We start from the raw sequence: 24,959 nt of genomic DNA, 5'->3' as shown, positions 1-24,959 counted from the left end.
CGGTGAGCGGCCGACCGTTTTCCCGTGCGCTTGTTGTCCGCGGTGGCGCACTGGGTGATTTTCTCCTAAGCCTGCCCGCGATCGCATCAATGCGTGCGGCATCGCCGGACGCCCGGATCGAAGTTCTTGCCTACCCCGGCATTGCTGCATTGGCCGGGGATAGCGGGCTCGTCGATGCCGTGCGCCCGATCGAATACGCGCCACTCGCCCGCTTTTTCACCCGCGGGGGCGCGATGGATCCCGAGCTTCGCGAATATTTCGCATCCTTCGACACCATCGTCAGCTACCTCTACGACCCCGACGGAATCTTTGCCGAAAATCTCCGCGCATCGGGCGTCAGGCGTCTGGTCATCGGCCCGCACCGGCCGGCAGAAACGTCGCATGCCATCGACCAATTCGCCACGCCGCTCGCGGAACTCGGCATCTCTTTTTCCCGGCGGGCGCTCAGGCTGAGTTTGCATCCCGAAAAATATCCGACGCCGGTCATCGCCTTGCATCCGGGGTCGGGTAGTCCGCGCAAGAATTGGCCCGCAACCCGCTGGGCGCGCGTGGCAAAAACCCTGCTTGAAACCTATCCACAGACGCGCGTCGCGGTTGTGGCCGGGGAGGCGGATCAAGCCGCCTTGGACGAGATGCGCGAACTTACCATGGAGAAAAACGTCGAATGCTGGCGCGATTTGCCGCTCCCGCAGTTGGCGCGGCGCCTGGCGGGAGCAAGCGCCTATCTCGGCCACGATACCGGGGTGAGTCATCTTGCCGCGCTTTGCGGGACCCCGTCGCTGTTGCTTTTCGGTCCAACCGACCCGGGGGTGTGGGCTCCACCGCACGATCATGTAGCGATCCTTCGCGCACCGGGCGGAGAACTCGCCGCCCTGCCGACGGATACGGTGCTGGCAGCCGCATCGAGGCTCGTATCGGACGCCCTGCTTGCCAGCGGAGCGGGCGGGGACAACAATGCGCGCCGATGAAACTCGGAACCACCTGCTTTCTTTTTATCGCAGCCGCGGCCATTGCCACGGCCGCACCCGAAACGGAAGACGCCGCCTGGGAGGCACTGCAAAACCAATCCGCGGACCTCACCGCCGACCTTCCGCAGGACGAAGATGCCGGGAAAAAAATGCTGCGCGAACGCCTTGAGACCCAACTCGAGGGATTCAAAAAATTCCTCAAGGATTATCCGGAGAGCCCCAACCGGTGGGAAGCGCGCATGGCCATGCTGCAAATCGGCAATTCCGTGGCGATGCTCGGGGAGAAAGATCCCGGGATCGCCAGCCAAAAGGACGAACTCGAGTCGATCGCCAATGATCCGAAAGCGCCGGAAAACATCCGCGCCGATGCCGGACTCGTCCTTTTGCAGATCGCCTCGATGGATTTCGACCGCGAACGCACCGAGGCCTCGGCCAGGGCGTTGAGCACCGCGATCAACAAGTTTCTCGAGACCCACCCCGACGACGCGCGCACGCCGGCCCTGCGCCTCACCGAGGCCCAAGCCTTGGAATCATTCGACCCGGACAGGGCAAAAAAACTTTATGACGAGGCGGCAAAAAACGAAGACCAGGAAATTTCCGCCGCCGCGAAAACCGCGCTCGATATCATGGCCCTGCGCGAAAAACCGCTGGAGCTGTCTTTCACTTCAGTGGACGGACGCAAAGTCGATCTCGCCGAACTGCGCGGCAAAGTCGTGCTCGTGGATTTCTGGGCCACTTGGTGCCCGCCGTGCGTCGAGGAGGTGCCGGAAGTGGTCGAGGCTTACGGGAAGTTCAAAGACCGCGGATTCGAAATCGTGGGCATTTCACTCGATCAGGACAAAGGCGCCCTCGAGGAATTCACCAAGAAAAACAAAATGACTTGGCCGCAGTTCTTCGACGGCAAGGGCTGGGAGAACGAGATCGCGAAAAGATTCAAGATCCAGTCCGTCCCGACCATGTGGCTGCTCAACCGCGAAGGGAAACTGGCCGACGCCTCACCGCGGGGCCGGCTGGACAAAGCGATCGAGGCCGCGCTGGCGAAACCCTGACCGCACGCGCTCAGCCGGATTTTTTGCGACGGCGTTCTTTTTTGGCCGCGTTGCGGACGCGCCAGCGCAGCGGCGCCTTGACGATGTAGCCTGCGCATGTGCGGGCGCCGCAGCGGCACGGGTGGTCGCGATAGTGGTCGTAGTCGTAGTAGTAATCGTAGGTCAGCTCCTCCCCCGGACGGATCGCGCGCAGCGAGACGATGTAGACACGGCCCCTCACGATCTGGGACTCGCAGTTGGGGTCGCATGAATGGTTGATGTAGCGGGCGGTGTTCCAGAGGACGCGTCCGTCAATGTCGATGCGGTTGTTGAGTTCGAAGATGTAGATGCAACAGTCGCCACCGCGTGCGGCACGGCGTTGGCGCAACATCTCCCGTCGCCACCCCTCGGCTTTGCTGATCCGTTCCCCCGTGTATTCGATGATGCGCGTGCCCCGGGGAATCGTCTTGGCTGCGAACATGCCGCGTCCGTGGATTTTCGATCCCTTCACCGCCGCCCATTCGCTCTTGGTTGGAGCAGGCTTTGCTTTGCTGCTTTTTTTCATGGAAAACCTCTCTTGATAGCAGACGCAAGGTGTCAGTGAAAGAACTGCCGCCAATCTTCTCGCCATGCCAATGCCCCACCTTAAGATCGGGGGCACCCAGATGAAAATGATCCGCCTCGCCCTCCTGGCGGCCGCCGTGTTCTGCGGACCGCAATCGCTCCCGGCCGCGCCACCCTACGTTCAAATACTGCCCGACTCGGGCGAACTGCAACCAGGATCAACGCTCGAGTTCCGCTTCGCCGAACCGGTGATCTCAAGCGAGGACCTCGGACCCGCAAAAGACTCGCCGGTCGTTTTTGATCCGGCCCTTCCGGGAACTTTCACCTGGCTGAGCACGCGCAGCGGAGTGTTCGTGCCGGATGGCCCTCTGCCACTCGGCGGACGTTGGACCGCGCGCCTCCGCGAAGGACCCGCAACCGCGGACAAAAAGCCCGCCGCATCATGGCGCGCGGAATTGAGCACGCCGCCCTTCGGAGTCACCGCGGTCTCGGACGGCGTATGGAACAAGGACGAAGTGCCGGCCGATGTCATTGTGAAGCTGGCTTTCCAGCTGCCGGTGAAGGCCGAGGCGGAATTCTTCGGTTTCACCGACAACTCCGGCCGCGAGGTGCCCGCCGAAGTGCGCCACGCGCGGAACTTCAACGTCGCGGCCGATGCCGGGGATTGGAACATGCGCTGGCAGCTTATTCACGATCCATCCGCCGACGAGGATCAGGAGGAATTCCCCGCGCGCCTGATCGTCACGCCAGCGGTTCCTTTGCCTGCTGGCACAGGATGGAAACTCGTGGTGAAGGCGGGTTTGCCGGCGCAGTCGGGAACCGACAAACTCGCCGAGCCTTACGCGGTGCAACTCGGCACCGTTCCTCCCTTCACGCTGAAAAAATCCGAGGCCGCGAACTACATCAACTCGGGGCCGACGCTTCATCTTGAGTTCACCGGCGCGCTCGCACCGGACATCACCCCGGAGACAGCGGGAAAATTCTTCCATATTTCGCCAGCGCCCGCGGACCTAGGCTGGGAAATCGACTATGACACAGCCACGGCCCGCGGCGCGTTCGAGACAGGAAAGGACTACACTCTCGCCATCGGCAAAGACGTCTGCTCGGCGGTCGGGCAGCCGTTTGACGGCGAACGCGAGCAGACCGTTCAATTCGCCCCCGTGCTTCCGCGGATTTATCTGCCCGAGTTGACCATGTCGCAGATCCTCGGCGGACGCCGCAAGCTGCCCGTGCGCTCCGTGAATCTTGCCTCGATCCGCGTCAAAGCGACTCTTCTGCCGCCGCTGGAGACAGCCAAGGCATTGTCGATTTTCGAGGAGAACCGCTGGAAATACAGCGACGGGGAACCGGTGCCGGTGGAAGACTTCAAGGGCCGGGTGCTCTGCGACGAGACTGTCGCGCCACCCGATACGCAGATCGACCGCAAACAGACCATCGAACTCGATTGGGACCGTCTGCTCGGCGGCAAAAAAGCCGGTGCCGTGCTCATCGAGCTGCAAGGCGACCCGTTGCCCGGCGCGGCGCGGCAAAGGCCCGCGGCCCAGGCCCTGGTGCAGATCACCGACTTCGGCATCCTGTGGCAAAAAACCGGAGCGACTGTGCGCACGCATGTTTTCTCGACCGCGACAACCGCACCCGTCGGCGGCGCTTCCACCCGCCTGCTGGACGGCGAATTCAAAACGGCAGCCGCCGCGAAAACCGACCGTCAGGGAAATGCCGCGCTGGAATTCGACACAGTCCCGGCATGGCTCGTCGTCGAGTCGGGCGAGGACGCCTGCGTGCTGCGGATGGGACCCGAAGCCGACGCCCTGCGTATCGGCGAATGGTATTCGGCCACCTGGTCGCCCGGGACGCGGGAAAGCTCTCTCCGCGCGATGATGTTCACCGATCGTCCGCTCTACCAACCTGGCGAGACGGCGCATCTCAAAGGCCTTGTGCGCCGGATTGACAAGGGAGCAATGGCGCTTGCCGAAGGCCAAACCGCCATGCTCGTGCTGCGCGGCCCGGAATACAACGAGGTCCTGCGCCAAGAAGTCGAGACCGACGCGAAAGGGGCTTTCGATTCGGACCTTGCCATACCCGCGGCGCCGCTCGGCAACTACACACTCCAGCTTGCAAGCGAAGGGGGCGGCCCGATCGCCTCGGCCTCGTTTATCGTGGCGGAGTATCAACCCGATGCATTCGAAGTGAACATCGATATGCCCGAAGATTTTGCTGCCGGGTCACCGGCACCGAAGGCCGCGGTTGACGGCCGATATTTTTTCGGCGGACGACTCACCGATGCCGACGTGCGTTGGACCCTGCGATACGTCCGCCAGACATTCGCCCCGGAAGGCTTCGAAAAGTTTTCGTTCATCGGACCCGAAGAAGAGGATGCCAAACCTCTGACCCTGCGCGGCGACACGAAGATCACCGGGACAAAGCCGGCGACCATCGAGCCCGTGCTTCCCACGCCGGAAGGCGCGCCCTACCGCGGCATTCTCACTGCTGAAGTCACCGACATCAACCAGCAGACCGTCACCGGCGCGGCAGAGTTCACGCGCCAGGCATCGGATTTTTACCTTGGCATCGCGCAGGACGATGAACGCGTCATCCGTCTCGGCGAAGAAATTCCACTTCAAGTCGTGGCCGTGCAACCGGACGGAAAACCCTTCGCCGGCCCCGTTGCGTTGACCGTGTCGATCAAGCACTGGCGCTACCATGTCGTCCGTGTGCAAGGCGCGGGCGGCGCCGTGACATTCCGCCGCGAGACGGTCAAGGAACCCGTGGCCGAGATGAAGGCCGCGACCGTTGCGCCGGTCCGGACCCCGGAGGGGTGGTCCGCGGGCAAACAGGAAAGCTTGCGTTTCAAGGCGGCGACGCTCGGACATCACCAAGTCCGCGTCACGGCCCGCGACAAGACCGGCCGCACGGTCTCCACCGAAACTTCGTTCTACGTGTCCGGCGAAGGCGAGACGGTTTGGGACTACCGCAACCCGTGGGAAGTCACCCTCGTCCCGGACAAAACATCGTATCTGCCCGGCGAAACCGCGCGCATCCTCGTGCAGACACCGATAGCCGGAAAGGCATTCGTCAGCATCGAGCGCGGGGACACGATCTTGCGCAACATGCAAATCGAACTCACCGGCAACGCGCCGGTGATCGAGATTCCGGTCGGCGAAGACGACGCACCCAACGTCGATATGTCGGTGGTCATCCTGCGCGGTGCGGACGGCAGCCCGCGCAAATTCCCCGCTCCCGATTTCCGTTTCGGCTCCTGCTCCCTGAAGGTCGAGCAACCCGGGGCACACTTGCGGGTGGAAGTGTCTCCCGAGCGCCCCAAGGTGCAGCCCGGCGAAGATATCGTGACGACGGTGACCGTGACTGACCACAAGGGCAAACCGGTGGGCGGGGCAGGCGTGACATTCTACGCGGTCGATGACGGCGTGCTGGCGCTCACCGGATTCAAGCGTCCTGACCCAGCGGATATCTTCCTCGCCCCTGTCGCCAGTCGCGTGCTCACGGGGCTGAGTCTGGCGCAACTGCTGCCCGAGGATCCGAACGATCTCGAGTTCGGCAACAAGGGCTATCTCATCGGAGGAGGAGGCGAGGAAGGCCCTGTGTCTTTGCGGGAAAATTTTCCCGGCACCGCGTGCTGGCTGCCCTCGCTCGCGACGGGGAATGACGGCAAAGTGACCGCGCGCTTCACCGCGCCCGACGCGCTCACACGCTACCGTTTGGTCGCCGTGGCCACCTCGGGTCCCCTCGCCTCCGGATCCGGCGAATCGGGTGTGAACATCTCACGGCCGCTCATGATCCTGCCCGCGCTCGGACAATTCGCCAACGCAGGCGACAAACTCACGGCCCGCGCCGTCGTGCGCAACGAAACCGGTGTGGATGGCAGCGTCGAAATCACACTCTCGTCGCCGGCGGGGAAAAACAGCGCGTCGCTGGAGATTCCTTCCGGTGAATCGCGCGCCGCCGATTTCCCGCTTTCGTTCTCCGAACCAGGAACGGCCGACCTCGAATGGTCCGCCACATTGCGGTCCGGTTCCACATCCTTCAGTGATCGCGTGAAGACCGCGCTGCCTGTCCGTTCGCCGATGCTGCAGCTCCGCGAAACCTATTTCATGCCACTCGACGGGAAATCGAACAATCTCCTCGAAGGCGTGAATCCGCAGCTCGCCGAGGGACGAGGCACGGTGGACGTGACTGTGGCCAACACACGCCTCGCCGGCCTGGGCGAACAAGCACGCTTCCTCGTCGAATATCCCTACGGATGCGTCGAACAAACCTCCTCCGCCCTCGTGCCGTGGTTGATGATGCCCGCGCTCGGACCACTCATGCCCGGGTTTGCTCGCGATGCGGAGGAAACGCGACGGGTGGTGAACGCCACGGTGGCCGAGATATTTGAATTCCAAACCTCGGACGGCGGCCTCGCCTTCTGGCAGGGCGGCCGCCAATCTGCGCCTTTCCCCAGCGCCTGGGCGGCTATCGTCCTCGCGCGCGCCGCGGCGCAGGACGTGAAAATGCCGGGCGGATGGTCAAAGTTGCTGGATTACCTCGCCGGATCGATGCGCGGACTCGCTGATGACGATTCGGCCGGGCGGCTCTCCGAGAAAGTCTATGCCGCCTACGCTTTGGCCTTGGCCGGGCGCGCCGAAGCTTCCTACCACGAGGAACTTTTCCGCCGCCGCGCCGAATTGCCCGCCGAGGCGCGCTGCATTCTCGCCCTGGCAATCATGCAGGCCGATGGCCCGCGCGAGATGGCCGCAAAACTTTTGAAGACCGACAAGGCCGCACCCGAGGATGTTTCGCCCTTCGGGGGTGCCGCGCGCGACCGCGCCATCCACCTGCTTGCATGGACGCACTACGAGCCGAAAAACAGCGAAGTCGCGCGCCTTTTGGCCGAGGTGCTCGCATTCGGGCCGGCAAACCGCGACGGCACCACACAGAGCTGCGCCTGGACGCTGCTGGCCCTGGCGGACTATCGCGTGAAAGTCGAAGGCAAGGACAGCAACCGGCGCGAGGCACGCGGCACGATCGTGGCCGCGGCAGAGTCAGTGCCGTTTGCGGTGAGCGCGAAGACACCCGCCTTCGGGCACACCTTCCCCTTGACTCCGGGAAACCAACCGGGGGCTTTGTCGGTGGACAATCCTTCCGCCGCGCCGCTCTACGGCGAGGCGCGATTCGCCGTCTATCCGCCGCTCGGCGAACAACCGCGCCAGGACCGCGGCTTCGCTGTTTCGCGCAGCTACCGGAAAATCGCCGGCGACGGATCGCTCCAGCCCGCGGAAAATTTGCGCGTGGGCGACAGATTGGTCGTGACACTTCGCGTTGAAACCACGCGCCCTGCGTGGTTCGTCGCCATCGACGACCCGCTGCCTTCCATCCTCGAGGCGGTCAACCCGGATTTCGTCAGCCGCGATGTCGGGGGTGCGGCAAATCAGACGCCGTGGCTTGTGAGCCACAGCGAGACGAGGTCCGATCGCGTCCTCTACTTCTGCGACGCGATGCCGGCCGGTGGCCATACGTTCACCTACTTGGCGCGCGTGCGGATGGCGGGCGAAGCGACCGCAGGCGCGACAAAAGCCGAGTCGATGTATCGTCCCGAGCGCTTCGGCCTCGGCGAAATCAGCCGGTTGACCAGCCTGCCGGCCGGCACGCCGTGAAAAAAATCGGAATTGTCCTGCTCGCTGCCGCTGCGATCTGGGTTGGCGCGGATGCGCTGCTGCGCGTGGCTGTCCCGGTTCCCGCGGCATTGTGCGGACCGCCTCCGGAAAGCACCGAATTTCTCGACCGCAACGGCGAACCGCTGCGCGTGATGCTGGTGGACGACTTGCGTTATTCCCGCCCGGTGCGACTCGCTGAAATGTCGCCTCACGTCGTCGCCGCAACCCTCGCCGCCGAGGATGCACGATTTTACCTTCATCCCGGCGTGGATCCGTTCGCCGTGGCGCGCGCCGCGTTCAACCGGCTGCGCGGGGCCGAACCGGCATCCGGCGCATCGACCATCACGCAACAATTGGTCAAGGAACCCGGGCCCCGCACATTCGGCCGCAAGCTGCACGAAATTCTGCAAGCGGTGCGCCTTGAGCGGGAATGGCCCAAGGAAAAAATTCTCGCGGAGTATCTCAACCGCCTCGATTACGGGAACCTGCGCACGGGCATCGCCGCGGCAAGCCGCTATTATTTCGCCAAACCTCCCTCGGATCTGAGCGCGGCCGAGGCCGCGTTCCTCGCCGCGCTGCCGAAAGCGCCCGGCCGTCTCGATCCGCATCGCAACCGCACGGGAGCGCGGGAGCGCCAGCTATGGATTCTGGAGCGCATGCAGCAGACCGGCGCAATCGACGCCCCGGGTTGCGCGCGTGCCGCGAGCGAACCGCTGGCCTTGCGTCCCCACCGGCAGGATTTCGCCGCGCCACACTTTGTTGATCTTCTTCTCCAGCGCCGCGGGATTCTGCCCGGGAGCGGGGGAGCGGTCCGCACCACACTCGATCTCGGTCTCAACCGCCGTGTCGAACAAGCCCTCGCAGCGCAGCTTGCCCGCATGGCAAAGCACAACGCCAACGGAGCAGCCGCCGTGGTGCTGCACAACCCGACCGGAGAAGTTCTCGCGTTGGCCGGATCGGGCGATTACTTCGCCGCAGGCGCGGGCCAGGTCAACGGCGCTTGGATCGCACGCTCGCCGGGCTCGGCGGTGAAGCCCTTCACCTATCTACTCGCCTTGGAACGCGGGGCAACGCCGGCAACCGTCGTGGCGGACGTGCCCGCGACATTCTCCACGCCAACGGGCATCTACCGTCCGAACAACTACAACCATCGTTTTCACGGTCCGGTGAGCCTTCGCAACGCGTTGGGAAACTCGCTGAATGTCGCCGCGGTTCGCGCGCTGGAAATCGCGGGCGGCCCCGCAGCCCTCCACCGCCTGCTTCGCGAACTCGGGTTGTCCACCCTCGCGCACCCCGCCGAGCATTACGGTCTCGGGCTCACGCTCGGCAACGGCGAGGTGCGGTTGCTCGAGTTGGCCAACGCTTACGCCACGCTGGCCCGCGGAGGAATCCACCGCGGCTTCCGACTCCTCGCCGGTGGTTCGAATGACGACACCGCCGGGCGCAGGCTTTTCGGCGAGGCGTCCGCCTACCTTGTCAGCGACATGCTGGCCGACAACCGCGCGCGCGCCGCATCATTCGGGCTCGAGTCTTATCTCGCGTTCCCCTTTCCCGTGGCTTGCAAGACAGGCACCAGCTCGGACTACCGCGACAACTGGGCGGTCGGCTACACGCCGGAATTCACCGTTGCCGTGTGGTTGGGAAACCCCGACGGCGAGCCGATGCGCGCAATCACCGGGGTGACCGGAGCCGCACCCGCGATGCGCGAGATCATGAATCACCTTCATGCGACGCGCGGCACTGGCTGGTTCGCGCGGCCGGCGGCTGTGCGCGAAGGATTCGTGCATCCGCTCACCGGAAACTCAGTCGCCGCTTCGTGCCCGGCCGCAGTGCGGGAAATTTATGCAAATACACCTCCGCCCGAAAATCCGGACGATTATGACACGAAGGGCCGCGTCATGCTTCCCGCGGAATACCGGGAATGGCTCGCGGGACCGCAAAACGGATTGGGCGACACCGTGGCGTGCGCTTCCCGCGAGGAGGACTTCCGCATCACCTCGCCCGCATCCGGAACCGTGTATTTCCTCGATCCCGACCTGCCGCCCTCCGCGCAGCGCATTCCCCTGGTCGCAAACGGGACCGGCGAGATCACGTGGTCGAGCGGGACGCTTGCGTGCGACGCCGGCAAACCGGGGCCGGGAGCCGTGCTTCGCGAGGGAGAGCACGTCATCACCGCGCGCTCCGGCAACCGCACAGCCACGACACGCATCACGGTGCTCACCCTCTGACCCGTGGAGCACCGTGATGTCATCATACTTGGAGGCGGCGCAGCAGGTCTGTTCTGCGCCCTGACCGCAGGACAACGCGGTCGCCGCGTTCTCGTTCTCGAACACAACGCACGGGTCGGGAAGAAGATCGAAATCTCCGGAGGCGGGCGCTGCAACTTCACCAACATCCGCGCCACGCCGGAGAATTATCTTTCGGAGTCGCCGGACTTTTGCCGCTCGGCTCTCGCCCGCTTTGCGCCAAACGATTTTCTCGCGCTTGTCGAAAGTCACGGCATCCGGTGGCATGAAAAGAAACTCGGGCAGCTCTTCTGCGACGGCAGTTCGCGCGAAATCGTCGCTATGTTGCTCGAAGAATGCTCACGAGCCGGGGCGGAAGTGCGCTGCGGCGTCCACATCAACGAAATCGCCAAGCCGGAAAAGTTCCGTATCTGCACCTCCTCGGGCGATTTCTCCTGCGATGCACTGGTCGTAGCCACAGGCGGTCTGTCCTTCGCAAAGCTCGGCGCCACGGGCCTGGGACACGACATTGCGCGGCAATTCGGTCTCCGCCTAACGAAGATCCGGCCCGGGCTTGTTCCGTTGGCGTTGGACCACAAGGATCTGTCCGTCTTTGGACCGCTGAGCGGCGTTTCGATTCCCGTGCGCGCGATGCACCATGGAGCAGTTTTCGAAGAGTCGCTTCTGCTGACTCACCGCGGGTTCAGTGGTCCGGCCGTGCTGCAGATTTCGAATTATTGGCACCCGGGCGAAGCCGTCGAGTTTGACCTCCTGCCGCACGGCAATGACACGCCCGCCCCGGGACGGGAACCGGCGGTTGCCCAGCTTGCGCGGTTCTGGCCCAAGCGTTTCGCGGAGGCGTGGTGCGCGCGGCATGCACCGGCCAAACCGGTGGCACAATGGACTGCACGCGAACGCGAGCAGACAAGCCGATTGATCCATCACTGGCCTGTCACTTTTCCGGCGAGCGAGGGCTATCCGAAGGCCGAGGTGACTTTGGGCGGCGTGGATACCCGGGAGCTTTCCTCGAAGACCATGGAATGCCGCAGCGTCTCCGGATTGTATTTCATCGGAGAGGTCGTGGATGTCACCGGGTGGCTCGGCGGCTACAACTTCCAGTGGGCTTGGGCCAGCGCCCATGCCGCCGGAGAGGCTATTTAATTCGCCGGGGGCTGACTCTTCGCTTTCTCGATACGTTCGAGAAATTCCCCCGCCAAGCGAGACCCGGGAAAATGCTGGCCGAGCCGCAGCAAACGCGCGGCCTCGTCATTGCGCCCGAGGGTCCAGTAATGGACGCCCAAATACTCGTAACCCGCCCCGCTGTCGGGATCGCGGGCGATCGCACGCAAATGAAATGGCAGCGATTCTTTCTGGCGCCCACACCAGTCCAAGACCAGTGCGTATTCGCGCAAGCCATAGGCAAAAAAGGGTCTCTCCCCGACTGCGCGGGCGTATTGTGCTGCGGAGCGCTCATACCATCCGCGCTTCTCTTTCGTTGCGGTGCAGGCATTGCCGATCAGGCCTGCTGATTCGCCAGCCAGCACAAGCAAGCGCGGGTTGTCCGGGCTCCGAATCAGGCCCTCGGTCGTGAGATCCCAGGCCACCCGCGGATCGCCGCGGAACATCGCACGTTCAGCTTCCAGGGCTTTCTGCTCCGCGGGCAACTCACGAGTCACAGACCAAAGGAGCGCGATACCCGGCAGCAGAGGCATGACCGCAAGAACGCGCATCCACCAGGGCAGCGAATACGTCGCGCCCAAGTCCGATGCCTTTCGCGTGGCCGCGATCCATCCCGCACAAAGCGCCACGGGTAAAGCAGCCGCCGGAACATGCAATCGGTAGTCGAAAAAGGAGTGCACAGCCAGTGCGACCAGCGCGGCCAGCGCGCCTGTGAGAACGGCAAGGGACGAATCTTGTGGAAGCAGTCCCGAGGGCGTCGTCTCGCGAGCGATGCGAAGGGCGTTGCGCCATGCTGCAGCGATGTGGGTGAGAAAAAAGCACAGGCCCAGGGCGAGCCCGATGCGCCCATATTCAACCAGCAATTGCAGCCAGTCGTTGTGCGCATGGTAGGGACGGCCATTGAAGGCTCCGCCACGGTAGCGAAGCGACAACTGGTCGAACATGTTGGCGCCGGCTCCAAGCCAGGGATCGAGGCGAAGCATCGGTGGCAAGGCCTCGAACCAGAGCTGCTCGCGGAATTCGTCAAGGCCGATGCGCCAGACACGCATCTGCACGGCCAAGCTCTCCCATCCGGTCAGCAAAGCGGCACCGAGAAAGATGCAGGCGAGCACGGGCAGCGCGAGCAGAAGCAACCCGCGGTGCGCCAAAGCACCGCGCTGGATGATGAAGAAACTTGTCGCGGCAAACACCGCCAGTCCGGCCAAGGACCCGAGATAAGCGGAGCGCGAGAGCGACAGCACCAAGCCGACAAAGCCCGCAGCGGTTGTCCAAAGAAGAATGAGTTTCAACGCGACGCCAACGCGGGCCCACAAAAGAAAGCCGAGCGAAAGAAACGTCGGCACAAGAAGCACCGCAGAGAGAGAGCCGCGACTGGCCAGCGTCCCCGTGACCCAGCCCTGATTTGCAGTTTGGCCCTCGATGCGGAGAAATTCGATATCCGGGGCCAGATCCCCGAACGGGTGGAAAGGTTTTGCGGAGGCGAACTGCGCAAGCGCCAAAGACGTTTGCACCACCGCCATAAGAATCATAGCCCCGACAACAAACCCTCTTTGCCTCGGCGCACGCATCTGCCAAGCAGCCGTCAAGTAGACGCTGAGCGAGGCCATAAGCAGCCAAAAGTCATCCCGCGCCGCGTAAGGATCGGGGCTCTCTGACTGGCGCCAAATCAGGTAGCCGGCAAAAAGCAGAGTGACACCAACGCACCAAGCTCCAGGTTCTTCGCCAATCTTCCAACAAAGCAGTCCTGCCGTCAGAGCGGCCGCTCCCGCCAGAAGATATCCGGGCGCCGCCAATGCCGGATACCACCAGCCGCCCAGAAAGATCTGCGAGACGACGAGGCCTGCCGCCAACAGGACGGCACACAGCCAGCCTAGCAAGCGCGGCACCATACTTCCGCAAGGCTATGCGCGATGCTCGCCGACAAAAGAGTTTTTGCTGGCGGTCAAAAGAAGCGCTTCCCCTCCCAAAGGCCATTATTTGCTTGCAAAACAGCGGGCCGGTTTAATCTTGAGGCAATGAAAATGCTCTTTTCCCCCAGCCGCCCGATCGCACTGCTTCTTCTTGTGGCGCTTGTTGCCTTTATGGCACCCGCTTCGACAGCCAAGGCACAAGGAGCACAAAGCGGCAACGGTGCCCAAGCCGTCGAGACAGCCAAGCAATTGGCCCTCAACCAAGACTCGGTCCAAAGTGAAGAAGAAGCTGCTGACATAGCTCAGTCTTTGGGCGAAGCCTTCGGAGCAAATGGCGACGCGCAGGCTCTTTTGGCCACAGTGGAACAGATGGCCCGCCAGAATCCTGAAAAAGCAGACGCTATCGCTGCAGCTGCCACGGCCTTCGTGCCAACGCCGCAATTCGCGGTAAGCGTCGCACAGGCCGCTGCCAATGCTGCTCCTTCATCGGCCGCAGCGATCGCGGGTGCCGTTGCTGCGGCGGTTCCGTCGGCCGCTGCCGCGGTGGCCGGTGCCGTTGCTGCGGCGGTTCCAGCAGCCGCCGTGAGCGTGGCCGAAAGCGTGGCCGAAGCAGCGCCGAGCCAGCAACAGGCGATTGCGGAATCTGTCATACAAGGCGCGCCGAACGCCGATGCAAACGCCATTCAACAGGCAGCCCAGCAGGGCGCGCAAAACGCGCAGCAAAACGGCGGGGGTGTCGGCGGCCCGGGAGCTGGAGGCCAAGGGGGAGTCAATCTTCCGTCGGGTTCTTCCGGCGGTGGAGGCAGTAGCGGAGGCGGCACTCCTCCCTCCCGCTGATTCCATTTCTTTGTCGTCGGAGCACAGGCAGCCAGCGACTACAAGCACGCTGGGCACACGTTGCAGACAAAAAGGTCCTGCAGGTCAGGCGCGTGCGACCATGCAGATTCTGATAGCCCCGGATAAATTCAAAGGGTGTCTCACTGCGCGCGAAGCGGGGGAACATATTGCCGCTGGATGGCGCGCAGCGTGGCCTGATTGTGAAATTATCCAGCAACCGCTCGCCGACGGCGGAGATGGCAGTCTTGCGGTTATAGAGTCTGCGCTTGGCGGAGAGCGAATGGCGACGACTACACGCGACGCGCGCGGGCGTCCTGTGCAGGCAGCGTGGCTATGGCAACCAACGAGACGAACGGCATGGATCGAAGTAGCCGGCGTTTGCGGGCTTGCCGGGCTGTCACCGGATGAACTCGATCCGCTAACTGCGACATCCGCAGGTCTAGGCGAAGTAATCCGCGCCGCGCAGGAAGCCGGCGCGGACGATATCCGCCTGTGTTTGGGAGGCAGCGCAACCAACGACGGAGGCTGCGGCATGGCGGACGCGCTTGGTTACCGATTCCACGACAAGCATGGCGTGCACCTCGATCCCCTCCCATGCAACCTTTCGGCACTGGAACACATCGGGAGACCTGCGCAGGGAATTACTTGCAGGTTTTGCGCACTCGTGGATGTGCGAAACCCCCTTCTCGGCCCTCACGGCTCATCCCGCACTTACGCGGCGCAGAAGGGCGCGTCCCCGGAAGCGGTGGAAGCTCTCGAAGCGTCAATGACACGTCTGGCCGATGTGGCCGCGCGTGATCTGCACGCCTCAGCCGCAAACACACCCGGTGCGGGCGCGGCGGGCGGATTGGGTTTCGGCGTGCTTGTCTTCCTCGGCGGCGAGCTGCGCCCGGGTTTCGACACGATTGCCGGCATCACCGGATTTGAAAGGGCGGTGGCTTCGGCTGATGTGATTGTCACAGGCGAGGGCCGCATCGACAAACAAACCGGCGATGGCAAGGTTGCCGCGGGCGTTGCGCGCCTTGCACGTCTCCACGGTAAACCCGTGATTGCTCTGGCAGGTTCCATTCCGTTAAGCAATAGCGAGTGCCGCGACAACTTCGACGCGGCGATTCCGATCTCCGATGACTCCATGACGCTCCAATACGCCATGACACACGCCGGCCCACTTCTCCAAAGCGCCGCTGGTCGCGCTGCAAAGGCACTGCGTGAAGGCGACATTTTATGAACAAAACACTCGCACTCGTTTTTCCCGGTCAGGGAGCCCAAGCGGTCGGCATGGGCAAAGATCTGGCCGCAAAGTTTCCCGTCGCTGCGGACCTTTTCCGTCAAGCCGATGAAATTCTCGGTTGGCCTCTGAGCAGAATTTGCTGGGAAGGACCCGAGGAGGAACTGACCAAGACGTCCGTCTGCCAACCCGCCCTTTACGTGCATGGTTTGGCGGCGTTGGCGGTGGTCCGTGAAAAGCTGGGTGAATTGCCCGTGAGGGGAACGGCAGGACTATCGCTCGGCGAATTCACCGCGCACGCGGCCGCGGGAACTTTCGACTTCGCCACCGGGCTTCAGTTGGTCGCGCAGCGCGGAAAGTTCATGCAGGAGGCCTGCGAGGTGACGCGCGGCGGAATGGCGGCGATGATCGGAGTGGACGAAAACGTGGTCCGCGATCTCGCTGCCCAGACCGATGTCGATGTGGCCAACATAAATTCGCCCGGCCAAATCGTGATTTCGGGCGAGGCCGGTAAAGTCTCGATGGCCGTCGGCATGGCCAAAGATTTCGGTATACGCAAAGCCGTGGAACTCAAAGTGGCCGGCGCCTTCCATTCGCGCCTGATGCAACCGGCATACGAGCGTCTGGGAGAAGTCCTTCTCCGCACTCCGCTGAACGAACCCCACTTCCCGGTCGTTTGCAACGTCGATGCGAAAGCCGTGAAAAACGCCGATGACATCCGGCGCACCCTCGCCGACCAGGTCACGGACAGCGTGCGTTGGGCGGACTGCGTGACATGCCTGCTCGATGAACTCGGATGCGACAGCTTCCTCGAACTTGGCCCCGGCACCACGCTCGCGGGCATGGTTGCGCGCATCCGCAAAGGCACACCCGTGCAATCCGTGGGCACGCCGGAAGACGTGGAAAAGCTCGCGCTCTGATTGCGTCCCCGCGCCCGCAGAGCCATAGTGCACCCATGTTCCTGGCCGATGAGATCAGGCGCCTGAAAAAAGAGCGCAATGCCGTCATTCTCGCACACAACTACCAAGTCGCCGAGATCCAGGAACTCGCCGACCATGTGGGCGATTCGCTCGGTTTGAGCTATCGCGCAGCCGAGACCGATGCCGATGTGATAGCCTTCTGCGGCGTCCACTTCATGGGAGAGACGGCGAAAATCGTGAATCCCGGAAAAACGGTGGTCATTCCGGACCTCAACGCCGGCTGTTCGCTCAGCGACTCCTGCCCGGCGGACAAGCTCAAGGCTTACCTTCGCGAGCATGCGGACAAGAATTATTACGTCGTCGCTTACATCAATTGCTCGGCCGGGGTCAAAGCGCTCTCCGACGTGATTTGCACCAGCGGCAACGCGGTGAAAATCGTCCAGAGCGTGCCAGCGGACCGCAACATTCTCTTCGTGCCCGATGAGAATCTCGGGTCCTGGGTGACCGAGCAGACCGGTCGCCCCATGACGCTTTGGAAAGGCAACTGCTACGTGCATGTGGAATTCACGCGCCAAAGCATCGAAAAGATCCGCGCCGAATATCCGGGAGCACCCGTTGTCGCGCACCCCGAGTGCACGCACGCCGTGCGCATTCTCGCCGACGAGGTGTGTTCGACGGAAAAAATGGTCGGCTATTGCAAAAATTCGCCGGCCGAAGCGTTCATCATCGTCACCGAATCCGGGATGCTCCACCGGCTCAAGCGGGAGATTCCCGGCAAAACCTTTATTCCCGGTCCGACCGATCACTGTGCCTGCGCGGACTGCCGCTACATGAAAATGAACACGCTGGAGAAGTTGCGCGACTGCCTGCGCGACCTTTCTCCGCAAATTGTCATCCCCGAAGAACTGCGTGCGCGGGCCGAGGTGCCCATCCGGCGCATGCTGGAACTGAGCCGGTAGGGCCCGGCGCGCCCGACGCGCCGTGAAACTCTACAAAATCAAAGCCCAAATCCGGGCAAACCTCCGAGGCCACCGGTGACCTTGCCCATCGAATCGGCCTGCAATTTGCGCGCCGCTTCCTGCGCCTCGCGCACTCCGGACAGCACCAGATCCTCCAACATTTCGACATCCCGGGGATCGACGACCTCCGGGGCGATTTTGATGCCGGTGATATCACCGGACCCGTTGGCAGTCACCGTGACTTTGCCGCCGCCGGCGGAAACCTGCAGGGATTGGGCGGCGAGATCGCTCTGCGCCTTGGCGAGACGTTCCTGCATCTTCTGCGCCTCTTTCATCATTTTCTGTATGTTCATTGAGACTCCTCTTTTTCCAAAGTTGCGCCGAACAGCTCGATGGCAGCCTCGATCCCGGGATCGTTTTCGAAATCGTCCGCGGAAGACGCTGCGGCGGCGGGCGCAGCCTTCAACGTGTCTGCGCCGGTCGCCTCCGGACGGAAAACAACATTTCGCCCGGTATTTTTTTCCCAGAGCTGCGAGACGAGTTGCGCCTGGTCTTTGGCATACGGCGCCTTGATCTGCCGTGCGGCGCTGGCGGGAAAAATGACGCGCAGCACACCGTCTTCCTCGGTAATTTCCTGGGCCTCCTCGAGCCAAGCGCTCCGGATGGTGTGCCGGGCGGAAATCTCCGCGACCACTTTGACCCACGCGTCTTTCACGGAGAGGTCGGCACGATGCGACGACTGCGGAGCAGCCGGTTCGGGTTTCGCGATCGCCGCGGGTTTGGCAGGTGCGGGCGCGGCTGCCTTGCGGGTGGCGGCCGCAGGCGCGGGCGCCCCGCCGCGCAGAATGGCGAGCGTTTCGAGCACTTCATCCAAGTCCGCCGTATGCAGAAGCTGGATGCCTTTGACCACGGCAAGCTCGAGGGGAAGTTTCTTGTCGGGCGAAAACCGCAGTCCCGCCTCCGCGGCGGAAAAAATCTCCAGCAGCCCGGTGAGCTTGCGGGCGGGAAAGCGTCCGCGCAGCGGGGCGAGCAACTCCCCGCGGCGCCCCGGCATCTCCTTCGCCGTGACTTCGCTGACCAGCAAGTCGCGGCAAAGCGCGACGAGGTCGGCGAGTAGCCGTCCCAAGTCCTTGCCCTCTTCGGCCTGTGCCGCCACCAGATCGAGCGCAGCCGCAGCATCGCCCGAGAGCACATGACCGGCCAGTTCTGCAACCTGCGCGGCGGAGGCGAACCCGAAAATGGAAAGCACATCCTTCTCGGTCACCTTTTCGCCGCAGAACGAAACGACCTGGTCGAGCATCGACTCGGCGTCGCGCATGCCGCCCTCGGCCGCGCGCGCGATCACGTCCGCCGCCGCCGGATCAAGCGCCACCTTTTCCTTCTTCGCGATGGCCAGCAGATGCGCGGCCGCCACATCGTCGCGGATCGGCTGGAGATCGAAGCGCTGGCAGCGGCTGATGATGGTGGCCGGCAACTTGTGCGCTTCGGTGGTGGCAAAGAGGAATTTCACATGCGCCGGAGGTTCCTCCAGCGTCTTGAGCAAGGCGTTGAAAGCCGCCGTGCTCAACATGTGGACCTCGTCGATGAGGTAGATGCGGAATTTGCCGTGCGCGGGAAGAAAGCGGACGTTTTCCCGCAGTTCGCGCACCTGCTCGACACTGTTGTTGCTCGCGCCGTCGATCTCAAGCACGTCGAGGCTGTTGCCGGCGGCGATCTCGCGGCAGGGATCGCACTCCCCGCAAGGCGTGGCGGTCGGCCCTTTCGCGCAATTCAACGCCTTGGCAAAGATGCGCGCTGTCGATGTCTTCCCCACCCCGCGCGGACCGACGAAAAGGTAGGCATGCGCAAGGCGGTCCGACTTGATCGCGTTGCGCAGTGTGCGAACCACGCTGTCCTGCCCGAGAACCTCCTCGAACACCTGCGGGCGGTATTTGCGGGCGAAAACCTGGTAGCTCACGGGAAAAAATTACGGCATCCGCGACCCGATGCGGAGGATTTAATGCCGGAAATGGCGCTTCCCGGTGAAAACCATGGCCATTTTGCGCGCGTCGGCGGCCGCGATGACCTCCGCGTCACGCACCGAGCCGCCGGGCTGGATGCACGCAACGGCTCCGGCCTCCGCCGCCGAAACCAGTCCGTCGGGGAACGGGAAAAATGCGTCGCTGGCCACGGCGCTGCCTCGCAGCGAGAGCCCGGCTTCCCCCGCCTTCCAGACCGCGATGCGGACCGAATCAACCCGCGACATTTGGCCTGCGCCGATACCCAACGTGCGGTCGGGTCCGGCGAAAACGATCGCGTTGGATTTGACATGCTTGACGACTTTCCACCCGAACTCCATGGCGCGCAACTCGGACTGCGTCGGCGGGCGCGCCGTCACCACTTGGGACGCCTCGGGCTTCTCGGAAGACGCATCATGATCCTGGACCAGCACCCCGCCGATGACCGACCGCACATCACGCGGCGCAGGCTGCGGGAGCCCGCGCAGGAGCATGAGACGGAGATTTTTCTTTTTCTGCAGCAGGGCCCGGGCTTCCGGTTCGAAATCCGGGGCGATGATCACCTCGCTGAAAATTTCCGCGATGGCTGATGCCAAGGGGGCCGTGAGCGGACGGTTGCAAATGATGATTCCGCCGAAGGGTGCCTGGCGGTCCGTGGCAAAAGCTTTTTCCCAAGCCGCGCAGAGATCGTCGTCGTCGCTGCCCACGCCGCAGGGATTGGTGTGTTTGAGGATTGCCACCGTGGGCGCGTCAAATTCCCCGATGAGGTCGACCGCGGCAGTGATGTCCAGGATGTTGTTGTAGGAAAGTTCCTTGCCGTGCAACTGCTCGAGATGGTCGGAGAAATTCCCGTAAAGCTCCGCTTCCTGGTGCGGGTTTTCACCGTAGCGCAGGCGTGCGGCGAGCGGCTGCGAGCAGGTGAACGACGCGCGGGTCCGCTGGCCGGACTGGAGATAGTTGGCGATTGCGCGATCGTAGCGGGCCGTGAGGTCGAAGACTTTCACCGCGAGCCGCTCGCGGAGCTTCAACGTCGTCGCGCCGCCATTTTCTTTCATCGACTCGAGCACGTCCCCGTAGTCGTCCGGATCGCAGATCACGGTGACCGCGGCGGCATTCTTGGCGGCGCTGCGCAACATCGACGGACCGCCGATATCGATGTTTTCGATGGCCTCCTCGAGCGTGACACCTTCGCGCGCAACCGTCTCCCCGAAGGGATACAGATTCACCACCACCAAATCGATTGGGGCGATGCCGTGCTCCTGCGCCTGCTTGGTGTGCTCCGGTTTGTCGCGGCGGAAAAGCAACCCGCCATGGATCATCGGGTGCAGCGTCTTGACCCGGCCGTCGAGAATCTCCGGGAAACCGGTGTGCTCGGAGACGTCTTTCACGGTCAGACCTGCCGCGCGAAGGGCGGAAGCCGTGCCGCCGGTGGAGAGAAGTTCGACTCCCGCGTCGGCCAAACCGCGCGCAAAATCCACCAGGCCCGTCTTGTCCGAGACGGAAAGCAATGCGCGGCGGATTTTCACGACGCCGCAACCTCCCCGTGGCGGAACTGCATTTCGTAAAGTCCGCGGTAGATCTCCGACGAGCGCAGCAACTCCTCGTGCCTTCCCGTGTCCACAATGCGGCCGCCGCTCATCACGACGATCATGTCTGAATTCAGGATGGTCGAAAGCCTGTGCGCGATGGCGACAACCGTTTTTCCGGCGGACAATTTGTCGAGGGCGGATTGGATCATGCGCTCGCTTTCAGAATCGAGAGCCGACGTCGCCTCGTCAAGCAGGAGCACGGGCGCGTTCTTGAGCAAAGCGCGGGCGATGGCCAAACGCTGCTGCTGGCCGCCGGACAACATGCAGCCCTTGTCACCGACCACGGACTCGTATCCTTGCGGCTGGGCCAGGATGAAGTCATGCGCATAAGCCTGCCGCGCGGCCTCCTCGACTTCCGCGTCGGTCGCGTCAGGACGCCCGAAGCGTATGTTGTTCCGGATCGTGTCATGGAAAAGAAAAGTGTCCTGGGTGACGACCCCGATTTTGCCGCGCAACGATTCGAGCTTGAGCGAGCATATGTCGCGCCCGTCGATCTTCACCGCGCCCTGCTGCGGGTCGTAAAAACGGAGAATAAGCGAAAGCACCGTGCTTTTTCCCGCGCCGCTGGCACCCACGAGAGCGACGCGTTGTCCGGGCTCGATGCGCAGGCTGGCGTCCTGCAGGGCCGCACCGTGCTCACCGTAGGCGAAGGACACACGGTCGAACTCGATCCCGCCCCTGCACACGCCCAACGCGGCGGCATCGGACGCCTCGGTGATGGCGGCCGGACGCCGCATCAGCTCGAAAATGCTCGTCGTCGCAGCCAGACATTTCTGCAGCTGGAGATGGATGCGGCTCAGAGACTTGACCGGCTCGTAGAGCAGGAAAATACCCGCCATGAGTGCGAGGAACTTGGCTGCGCTGAGCTGCGCCGCATAAACGTAGAAAAGAGCCATGCCCACACCGATCGCGGCGACCACCTCGACGAGCGGCGTGGTGATTTCCGTGTTCTTGAGCACGCGCATGGAATTGCGGAACTGGTCCATCACCGCCTTGTCGAACATCTGCTTCATCACGTTTTCGCGGGTGAACGATTTGATCACGCGGATACCCGAGAACGATTCCTGGAGTATGACATTCATTTCGCCGGCCAGCTCCTGCTCTGCGCGTCCGGCTTTGCGCACCTTGCGTCCATACATCGCCACCGGAACGATGCAGGCCGGGAAAAGAACCAACGCGACCAGGCTGAATTTCCAATCGATCCAGAGCACGGCCGCCACGCCGGCGACCAGCGCGATCGGCTGTTTGAAAAGATTCACGCTCAACTGCGAGAGCGTGCTCTGCGCGACCGACGTGTCGTTGAGAACGCGCGACATCAGACGTCCCGTGCGCGCCCTGTCGAAAAACTCCATGCTCTGGCCGATGATCGAAGCAAAAAGCTTGCTCCGGATATCATTGAGCACGCGCAGGCTCACCCACGACATTTCGTAGGCGTTGAGATACGAAAAAAAACCGCGCAGGAGCATGACTACCGGCACGAGCAGGCAGACCCAAAGCACGGACTCCACACTCGGCCCGGCGCCGGATGCCGCAGCCGCGGCAATTTTCGCGTTGTCCGCGCCACCCGGAAAAACCCGTTCGCCCACATAGCGCACGAGCAGCGGAATCGAGCTGTTGACCAGCGCGAAAAGCACACCCATCAGGACGCCGACGGCAAACCGGCCCTTGTAGGGCCCGATGTAGGAGAGCAGCTCCAGATACGGCTGCCAGGTGGTCCGGTCGTTTCCGGACTGCGAATCGTGCGGCTTGGTCATGAGATGAATTCTGCGGCGATGCCGCGCGGGAAACGGAGCCTACCAGCAAATGTCGTGGCGGCAAACCCCCGCGTGCCGCATTGACCGGTCACCCGCCAGCGGGAACAATCACGTCCCAGTGACCAAGCAACCGATCGCGGGTTTCCATCTTGTCTCCCATCCGCTCGCCGAACTGAAAATGTCCGCGTTGCGAGACAAACGCACGCCGGCTCCCGACTTCCGGCGCCTTCTGCAGGAACTTTCGCAGTTGGTGGCCTACGAGGCACTGCGCGATTTCGAGGTGACACCCATCAGCGTGCAGACACCCTTGGGCACCGCGGCCGGAGCAAACGCCGCCCGGCCGCTCGTGTTGGTGCCGGTGCTGCGCGCCGGACTGGCGATGGCCGATGGCATCCTTCGCATCTTCCCCGCGGCCGCGGTCGGCCACATCGGGATGTTCCGCGACGAGGAGACGCTCGAACCGGTGAGCTATTACTTCCGGCTTCCGCCGCATTCCGCCGGAGCGCACGTCCTGTTGCTCGACCCCATGCTCGCCACCGGCAACAGCCTCGCCGCCGCGGCAGACCGGTTAAAAAAGGAGGGCATCCCGAAGCTGACGTGCGCTTGCATCGTGGCATCGCGCCAAGGCGTGAAGCGCCTGCGTGCCGCCCATCCCGACATGCCGATTTTCGGTGCGGCCCTCGACGATGAACTCGACGATCGCGGCTATATAACGCCCGGTCTGGGCGATGCGGGCGACCGGATTTTCGGGACCTGAAACGGCCGCCTACAACCGCGGCGCCGTGCGCAACTTGTCCTCCCAGCGGGTCAGGAGGTGGATGATCATGTTGGTCCCGAACTTGTAAGTGTCGAGGATCGATGTAATGGGCGGGTTGGGATCCGTATTATGGATGTAAATGCCGCTGTTCACGTAAAGATCCCAGTCCATGGCAACCCGCACGCCGTTTTCGTCGCGGTCGTTGTTGATGACCCATTTTTTGGATTTTTCGTCGAGCTTGACGCCGAACTGCCACATGTCGGCGTAATCATTGGCCGTGTAGATCACCGCGATCTCGCCGAAATAACGCATCACATAAACGGGCTCCTCATAGTAATTGATCCCCGCAGGTTGCTTCTTGATCTCGGGAAAATAGGGTGCACGGCGGAACATGGGATCGTTGACATCGAGTTCCTCGAAATCTTTGTCCTTGTCCGGGATGACGCGCTTCATCTCGCGGCGAAACGCGATGTCGAAGCGGGACCCGCGGCCCGGCACCGAACTGTCACCCCAGATCGCGCCCCCGAGCCGAACGTATTTCTGGAGATTTTCGACTTCCTTGTCCGACAATTTGAAGTCCCTCGAGCCGGTGAAAAATATGAAAGGAGGCTTGACCGAGAACAGCTTGTCGCTGTCGAGCGGGATCGCCTCGACGTTGCGATAATCGGTCTTGACCTTGTCCTTCGACTCCTTGCTCATGAACTCGAGGATGTTTGGAAGGCTGCCGCGCCAAATTTTGCCTCCTCTGAGATCCACGGTGGAATCCCAGTTGCCGCCACTGTATTTGGCGACGTAAGCGGTGAACGAAAATTCGCGCTGGCGCGTGCCCGTGCCGCTACCTGTCCCCTTGCCCCAGCCGCCGGTGAAGGCGCCGATCTGCTTAGCCACCTCCGCACTCATGCCGGCGGCCCCGACCGACGCGACCGGTGCCGCGGTTGCCACCGAGGTCGTGGCGGCGGGCTTGACCATCGTCGTGGGAGTGATGATGGCGTCCATCGAGAAATTCAAAGGGTTCTGCCCTGTGGTGGTGATGGCAGCCACGGTCGAATTTTGCATGGATGGCGTGGAAACGGTGAAAGTTGTTTCCTGGGGCTGCGCCTGCGAAGGCGCGGGCGGGGCGGCGGCAGGCTCCCCGGCCGCGAGAAATCCTCCTTCGCCACCCTCGAAGTCCGGCGGCTCCTGCATCGCCTCGAAGAGGACCGTTCCGCCGAAAATCGCGATCAGCAGGACGTGCAGAACGAACGAGATCGTGAAAAAGCGCGAATTGCTGAACTTCTCGATCAGGCGGTCGAGCAACGACATCTTTTCTTCGGGATCCATGGGCGAACTATCCAAATATCTCCGCGGGAGCGCCAAAATCAACGCAGGACTGGGCGCTTGGCGCGATTGCCTA

17 protein-coding genes are annotated in these 24,959 nt (G+C 63.0%); 10 read left to right on the top strand and 7 right to left on the bottom strand.

What is annotated here, in order from left to right; all coding sequences use genetic code 11:
• Window positions 1-2: 2 nt before the first annotated feature.
• Together FGM15_03705 and FGM15_03700 are read left to right on the top strand one after the other, a co-directional pair.
• Window positions 3-968 carry a glycosyltransferase family 9 protein gene (locus FGM15_03705; protein ID MBU3664969.1) on the top strand — a complete coding sequence of 322 codons (966 nt, stop codon included), beginning with the start codon at window positions 3-5 and terminating at the stop codon, window positions 966-968.
• Window positions 969-1,207: 239 nt separating this feature from the next.
• Entirely contained in the window at window positions 1,208-2,017 is an 810-nt protein-coding gene (locus FGM15_03700; protein MBU3664968.1) for a TlpA family protein disulfide reductase, read from the top strand.
• Between the two features lie 10 nt (window positions 2,018-2,027).
• Here the strand turns inward: FGM15_03700 and FGM15_03695 are convergent, their stop codons facing one another.
• Window positions 2,028-2,627, bottom strand: coding sequence for an SET domain-containing protein (locus tag FGM15_03695; GenBank protein ID MBU3664967.1), 600 nt, complete (start codon window positions 2,625-2,627; stop codon window positions 2,028-2,030).
• Between FGM15_03695 and FGM15_03690 the strand changes: the two genes are divergently transcribed.
• From FGM15_03690 to FGM15_03680, 3 genes are read left to right on the top strand one after another with little or no spacing between them, the layout of a single operon-like run.
• On the top strand, window positions 2,626-8,211 hold the full coding sequence (locus FGM15_03690) for a hypothetical protein (GenBank protein ID MBU3664966.1): 5,586 nt from the start codon (window positions 2,626-2,628) through the stop codon (window positions 8,209-8,211). The two genes, FGM15_03695 and FGM15_03690, sit on opposite strands and share 2 nt — an antisense overlap.
• On the top strand, window positions 7,896-10,439 hold the full coding sequence (pbpC, locus tag FGM15_03685) for a penicillin-binding protein 1C (protein MBU3664965.1): 2,544 nt from the start codon (window positions 7,896-7,898) through the stop codon (window positions 10,437-10,439). The genes FGM15_03690 and pbpC overlap by 316 nt, the downstream gene beginning before the upstream one ends.
• A 3-nt stretch (window positions 10,440-10,442) precedes the next feature.
• Complete coding sequence (locus FGM15_03680) at window positions 10,443-11,597, top strand: NAD(P)/FAD-dependent oxidoreductase (GenBank protein ID MBU3664964.1); 1,155 nt, start codon at window positions 10,443-10,445, stop codon at window positions 11,595-11,597.
• Here the strand turns inward: FGM15_03680 and FGM15_03675 are convergent.
• Entirely contained in the window at window positions 11,594-13,504 is a 1,911-nt protein-coding gene (locus FGM15_03675; GenBank protein MBU3664963.1) for a hypothetical protein, read from the bottom strand. The two genes, FGM15_03680 and FGM15_03675, sit on opposite strands and share 4 nt — an antisense overlap.
• Window positions 13,505-13,630: 126 nt before the next feature.
• Between FGM15_03675 and FGM15_03670 the strand changes: the two genes are divergently transcribed.
• The 4 genes from FGM15_03670 to nadA all read left to right on the top strand — a co-directional run bounded on the left by FGM15_03670 (window position 13,631) and on the right by nadA (window position 17,469).
• Window positions 13,631-14,362, top strand: coding sequence for a hypothetical protein (locus FGM15_03670; GenBank protein MBU3664962.1), 732 nt, complete (start codon window positions 13,631-13,633; stop codon window positions 14,360-14,362).
• A gap of 100 nt (window positions 14,363-14,462) precedes the next feature.
• Window positions 14,463-15,590, top strand: a complete 1,128-nt coding sequence (locus tag FGM15_03665) for a glycerate kinase (GenBank protein MBU3664961.1) — start codon at window positions 14,463-14,465, stop codon at window positions 15,588-15,590.
• Window positions 15,587-16,510: an ACP S-malonyltransferase gene (gene fabD, locus FGM15_03660; protein MBU3664960.1), complete on the top strand. Its 924-nt coding sequence runs from the start codon at window positions 15,587-15,589 to the stop codon at window positions 16,508-16,510. Before FGM15_03665 ends, fabD begins: the two co-directional genes overlap by 4 nt.
• 35 nt (window positions 16,511-16,545) lie before the next feature.
• Window positions 16,546-17,469: a quinolinate synthase NadA gene (nadA, locus tag FGM15_03655; GenBank protein MBU3664959.1), complete on the top strand. Its 924-nt coding sequence runs from the start codon at window positions 16,546-16,548 to the stop codon at window positions 17,467-17,469.
• A gap of 38 nt (window positions 17,470-17,507) precedes the next feature.
• On the opposite strand, the gene FGM15_03650 is transcribed toward nadA, so the two are convergent.
• The 4 genes from FGM15_03650 to FGM15_03635 are packed head-to-tail and all read right to left on the bottom strand — an operon-like array spanning window position 17,508 to window position 22,809.
• On the bottom strand, window positions 17,508-17,822 hold the full coding sequence (locus FGM15_03650) for a YbaB/EbfC family nucleoid-associated protein (GenBank protein ID MBU3664958.1): 315 nt from the start codon (window positions 17,820-17,822) through the stop codon (window positions 17,508-17,510).
• Window positions 17,819-19,426, bottom strand: a complete 1,608-nt coding sequence (dnaX, locus tag FGM15_03645; protein ID MBU3664957.1) for a DNA polymerase III subunit gamma/tau — start codon at window positions 19,424-19,426, stop codon at window positions 17,819-17,821. Before dnaX ends, FGM15_03650 begins: the two co-directional genes overlap by 4 nt.
• 39 nt (window positions 19,427-19,465) lie before the next feature.
• Window positions 19,466-20,992, bottom strand: coding sequence for a bifunctional phosphoribosylaminoimidazolecarboxamide formyltransferase/IMP cyclohydrolase (purH, locus tag FGM15_03640; protein MBU3664956.1), 1,527 nt, complete (start codon window positions 20,990-20,992; stop codon window positions 19,466-19,468).
• The gene (locus FGM15_03635) at window positions 20,989-22,809 is read right to left on the bottom strand and encodes an ABC transporter ATP-binding protein (protein ID MBU3664955.1); all 1,821 of its coding nucleotides are present in this window, start codon (window positions 22,807-22,809) and stop codon (window positions 20,989-20,991) included. Before FGM15_03635 ends, purH begins: the two co-directional genes overlap by 4 nt.
• 133 nt (window positions 22,810-22,942) lie before the next feature.
• Here FGM15_03635 and FGM15_03630 point away from each other — a divergent pair, with 133 nt between their 5' ends.
• Window positions 22,943-23,566, top strand: a complete 624-nt coding sequence (locus FGM15_03630) for a uracil phosphoribosyltransferase (GenBank protein ID MBU3664954.1) — start codon at window positions 22,943-22,945, stop codon at window positions 23,564-23,566.
• Window positions 23,567-23,575: 9 nt separating this feature from the next.
• On the opposite strand, the gene FGM15_03625 is transcribed toward FGM15_03630, so the two are convergent.
• Window positions 23,576-24,886 carry a DUF4159 domain-containing protein gene (locus FGM15_03625; GenBank protein ID MBU3664953.1) on the bottom strand — a complete coding sequence of 437 codons (1,311 nt, stop codon included), beginning with the start codon at window positions 24,884-24,886 and terminating at the stop codon, window positions 23,576-23,578.
• Window positions 24,887-24,959 lie beyond the last annotated feature (73 nt).

Source organism: Chthoniobacterales bacterium, assembly GCA_018883245.1.
Classification (GTDB): domain Bacteria; phylum Verrucomicrobiota; class Verrucomicrobiia; order Chthoniobacterales; family JACTMZ01; genus JACTMZ01.
Note: the sequence above shows the minus strand (reverse complement) of the source record. Positions and strands in the feature narration are given on the sequence as shown.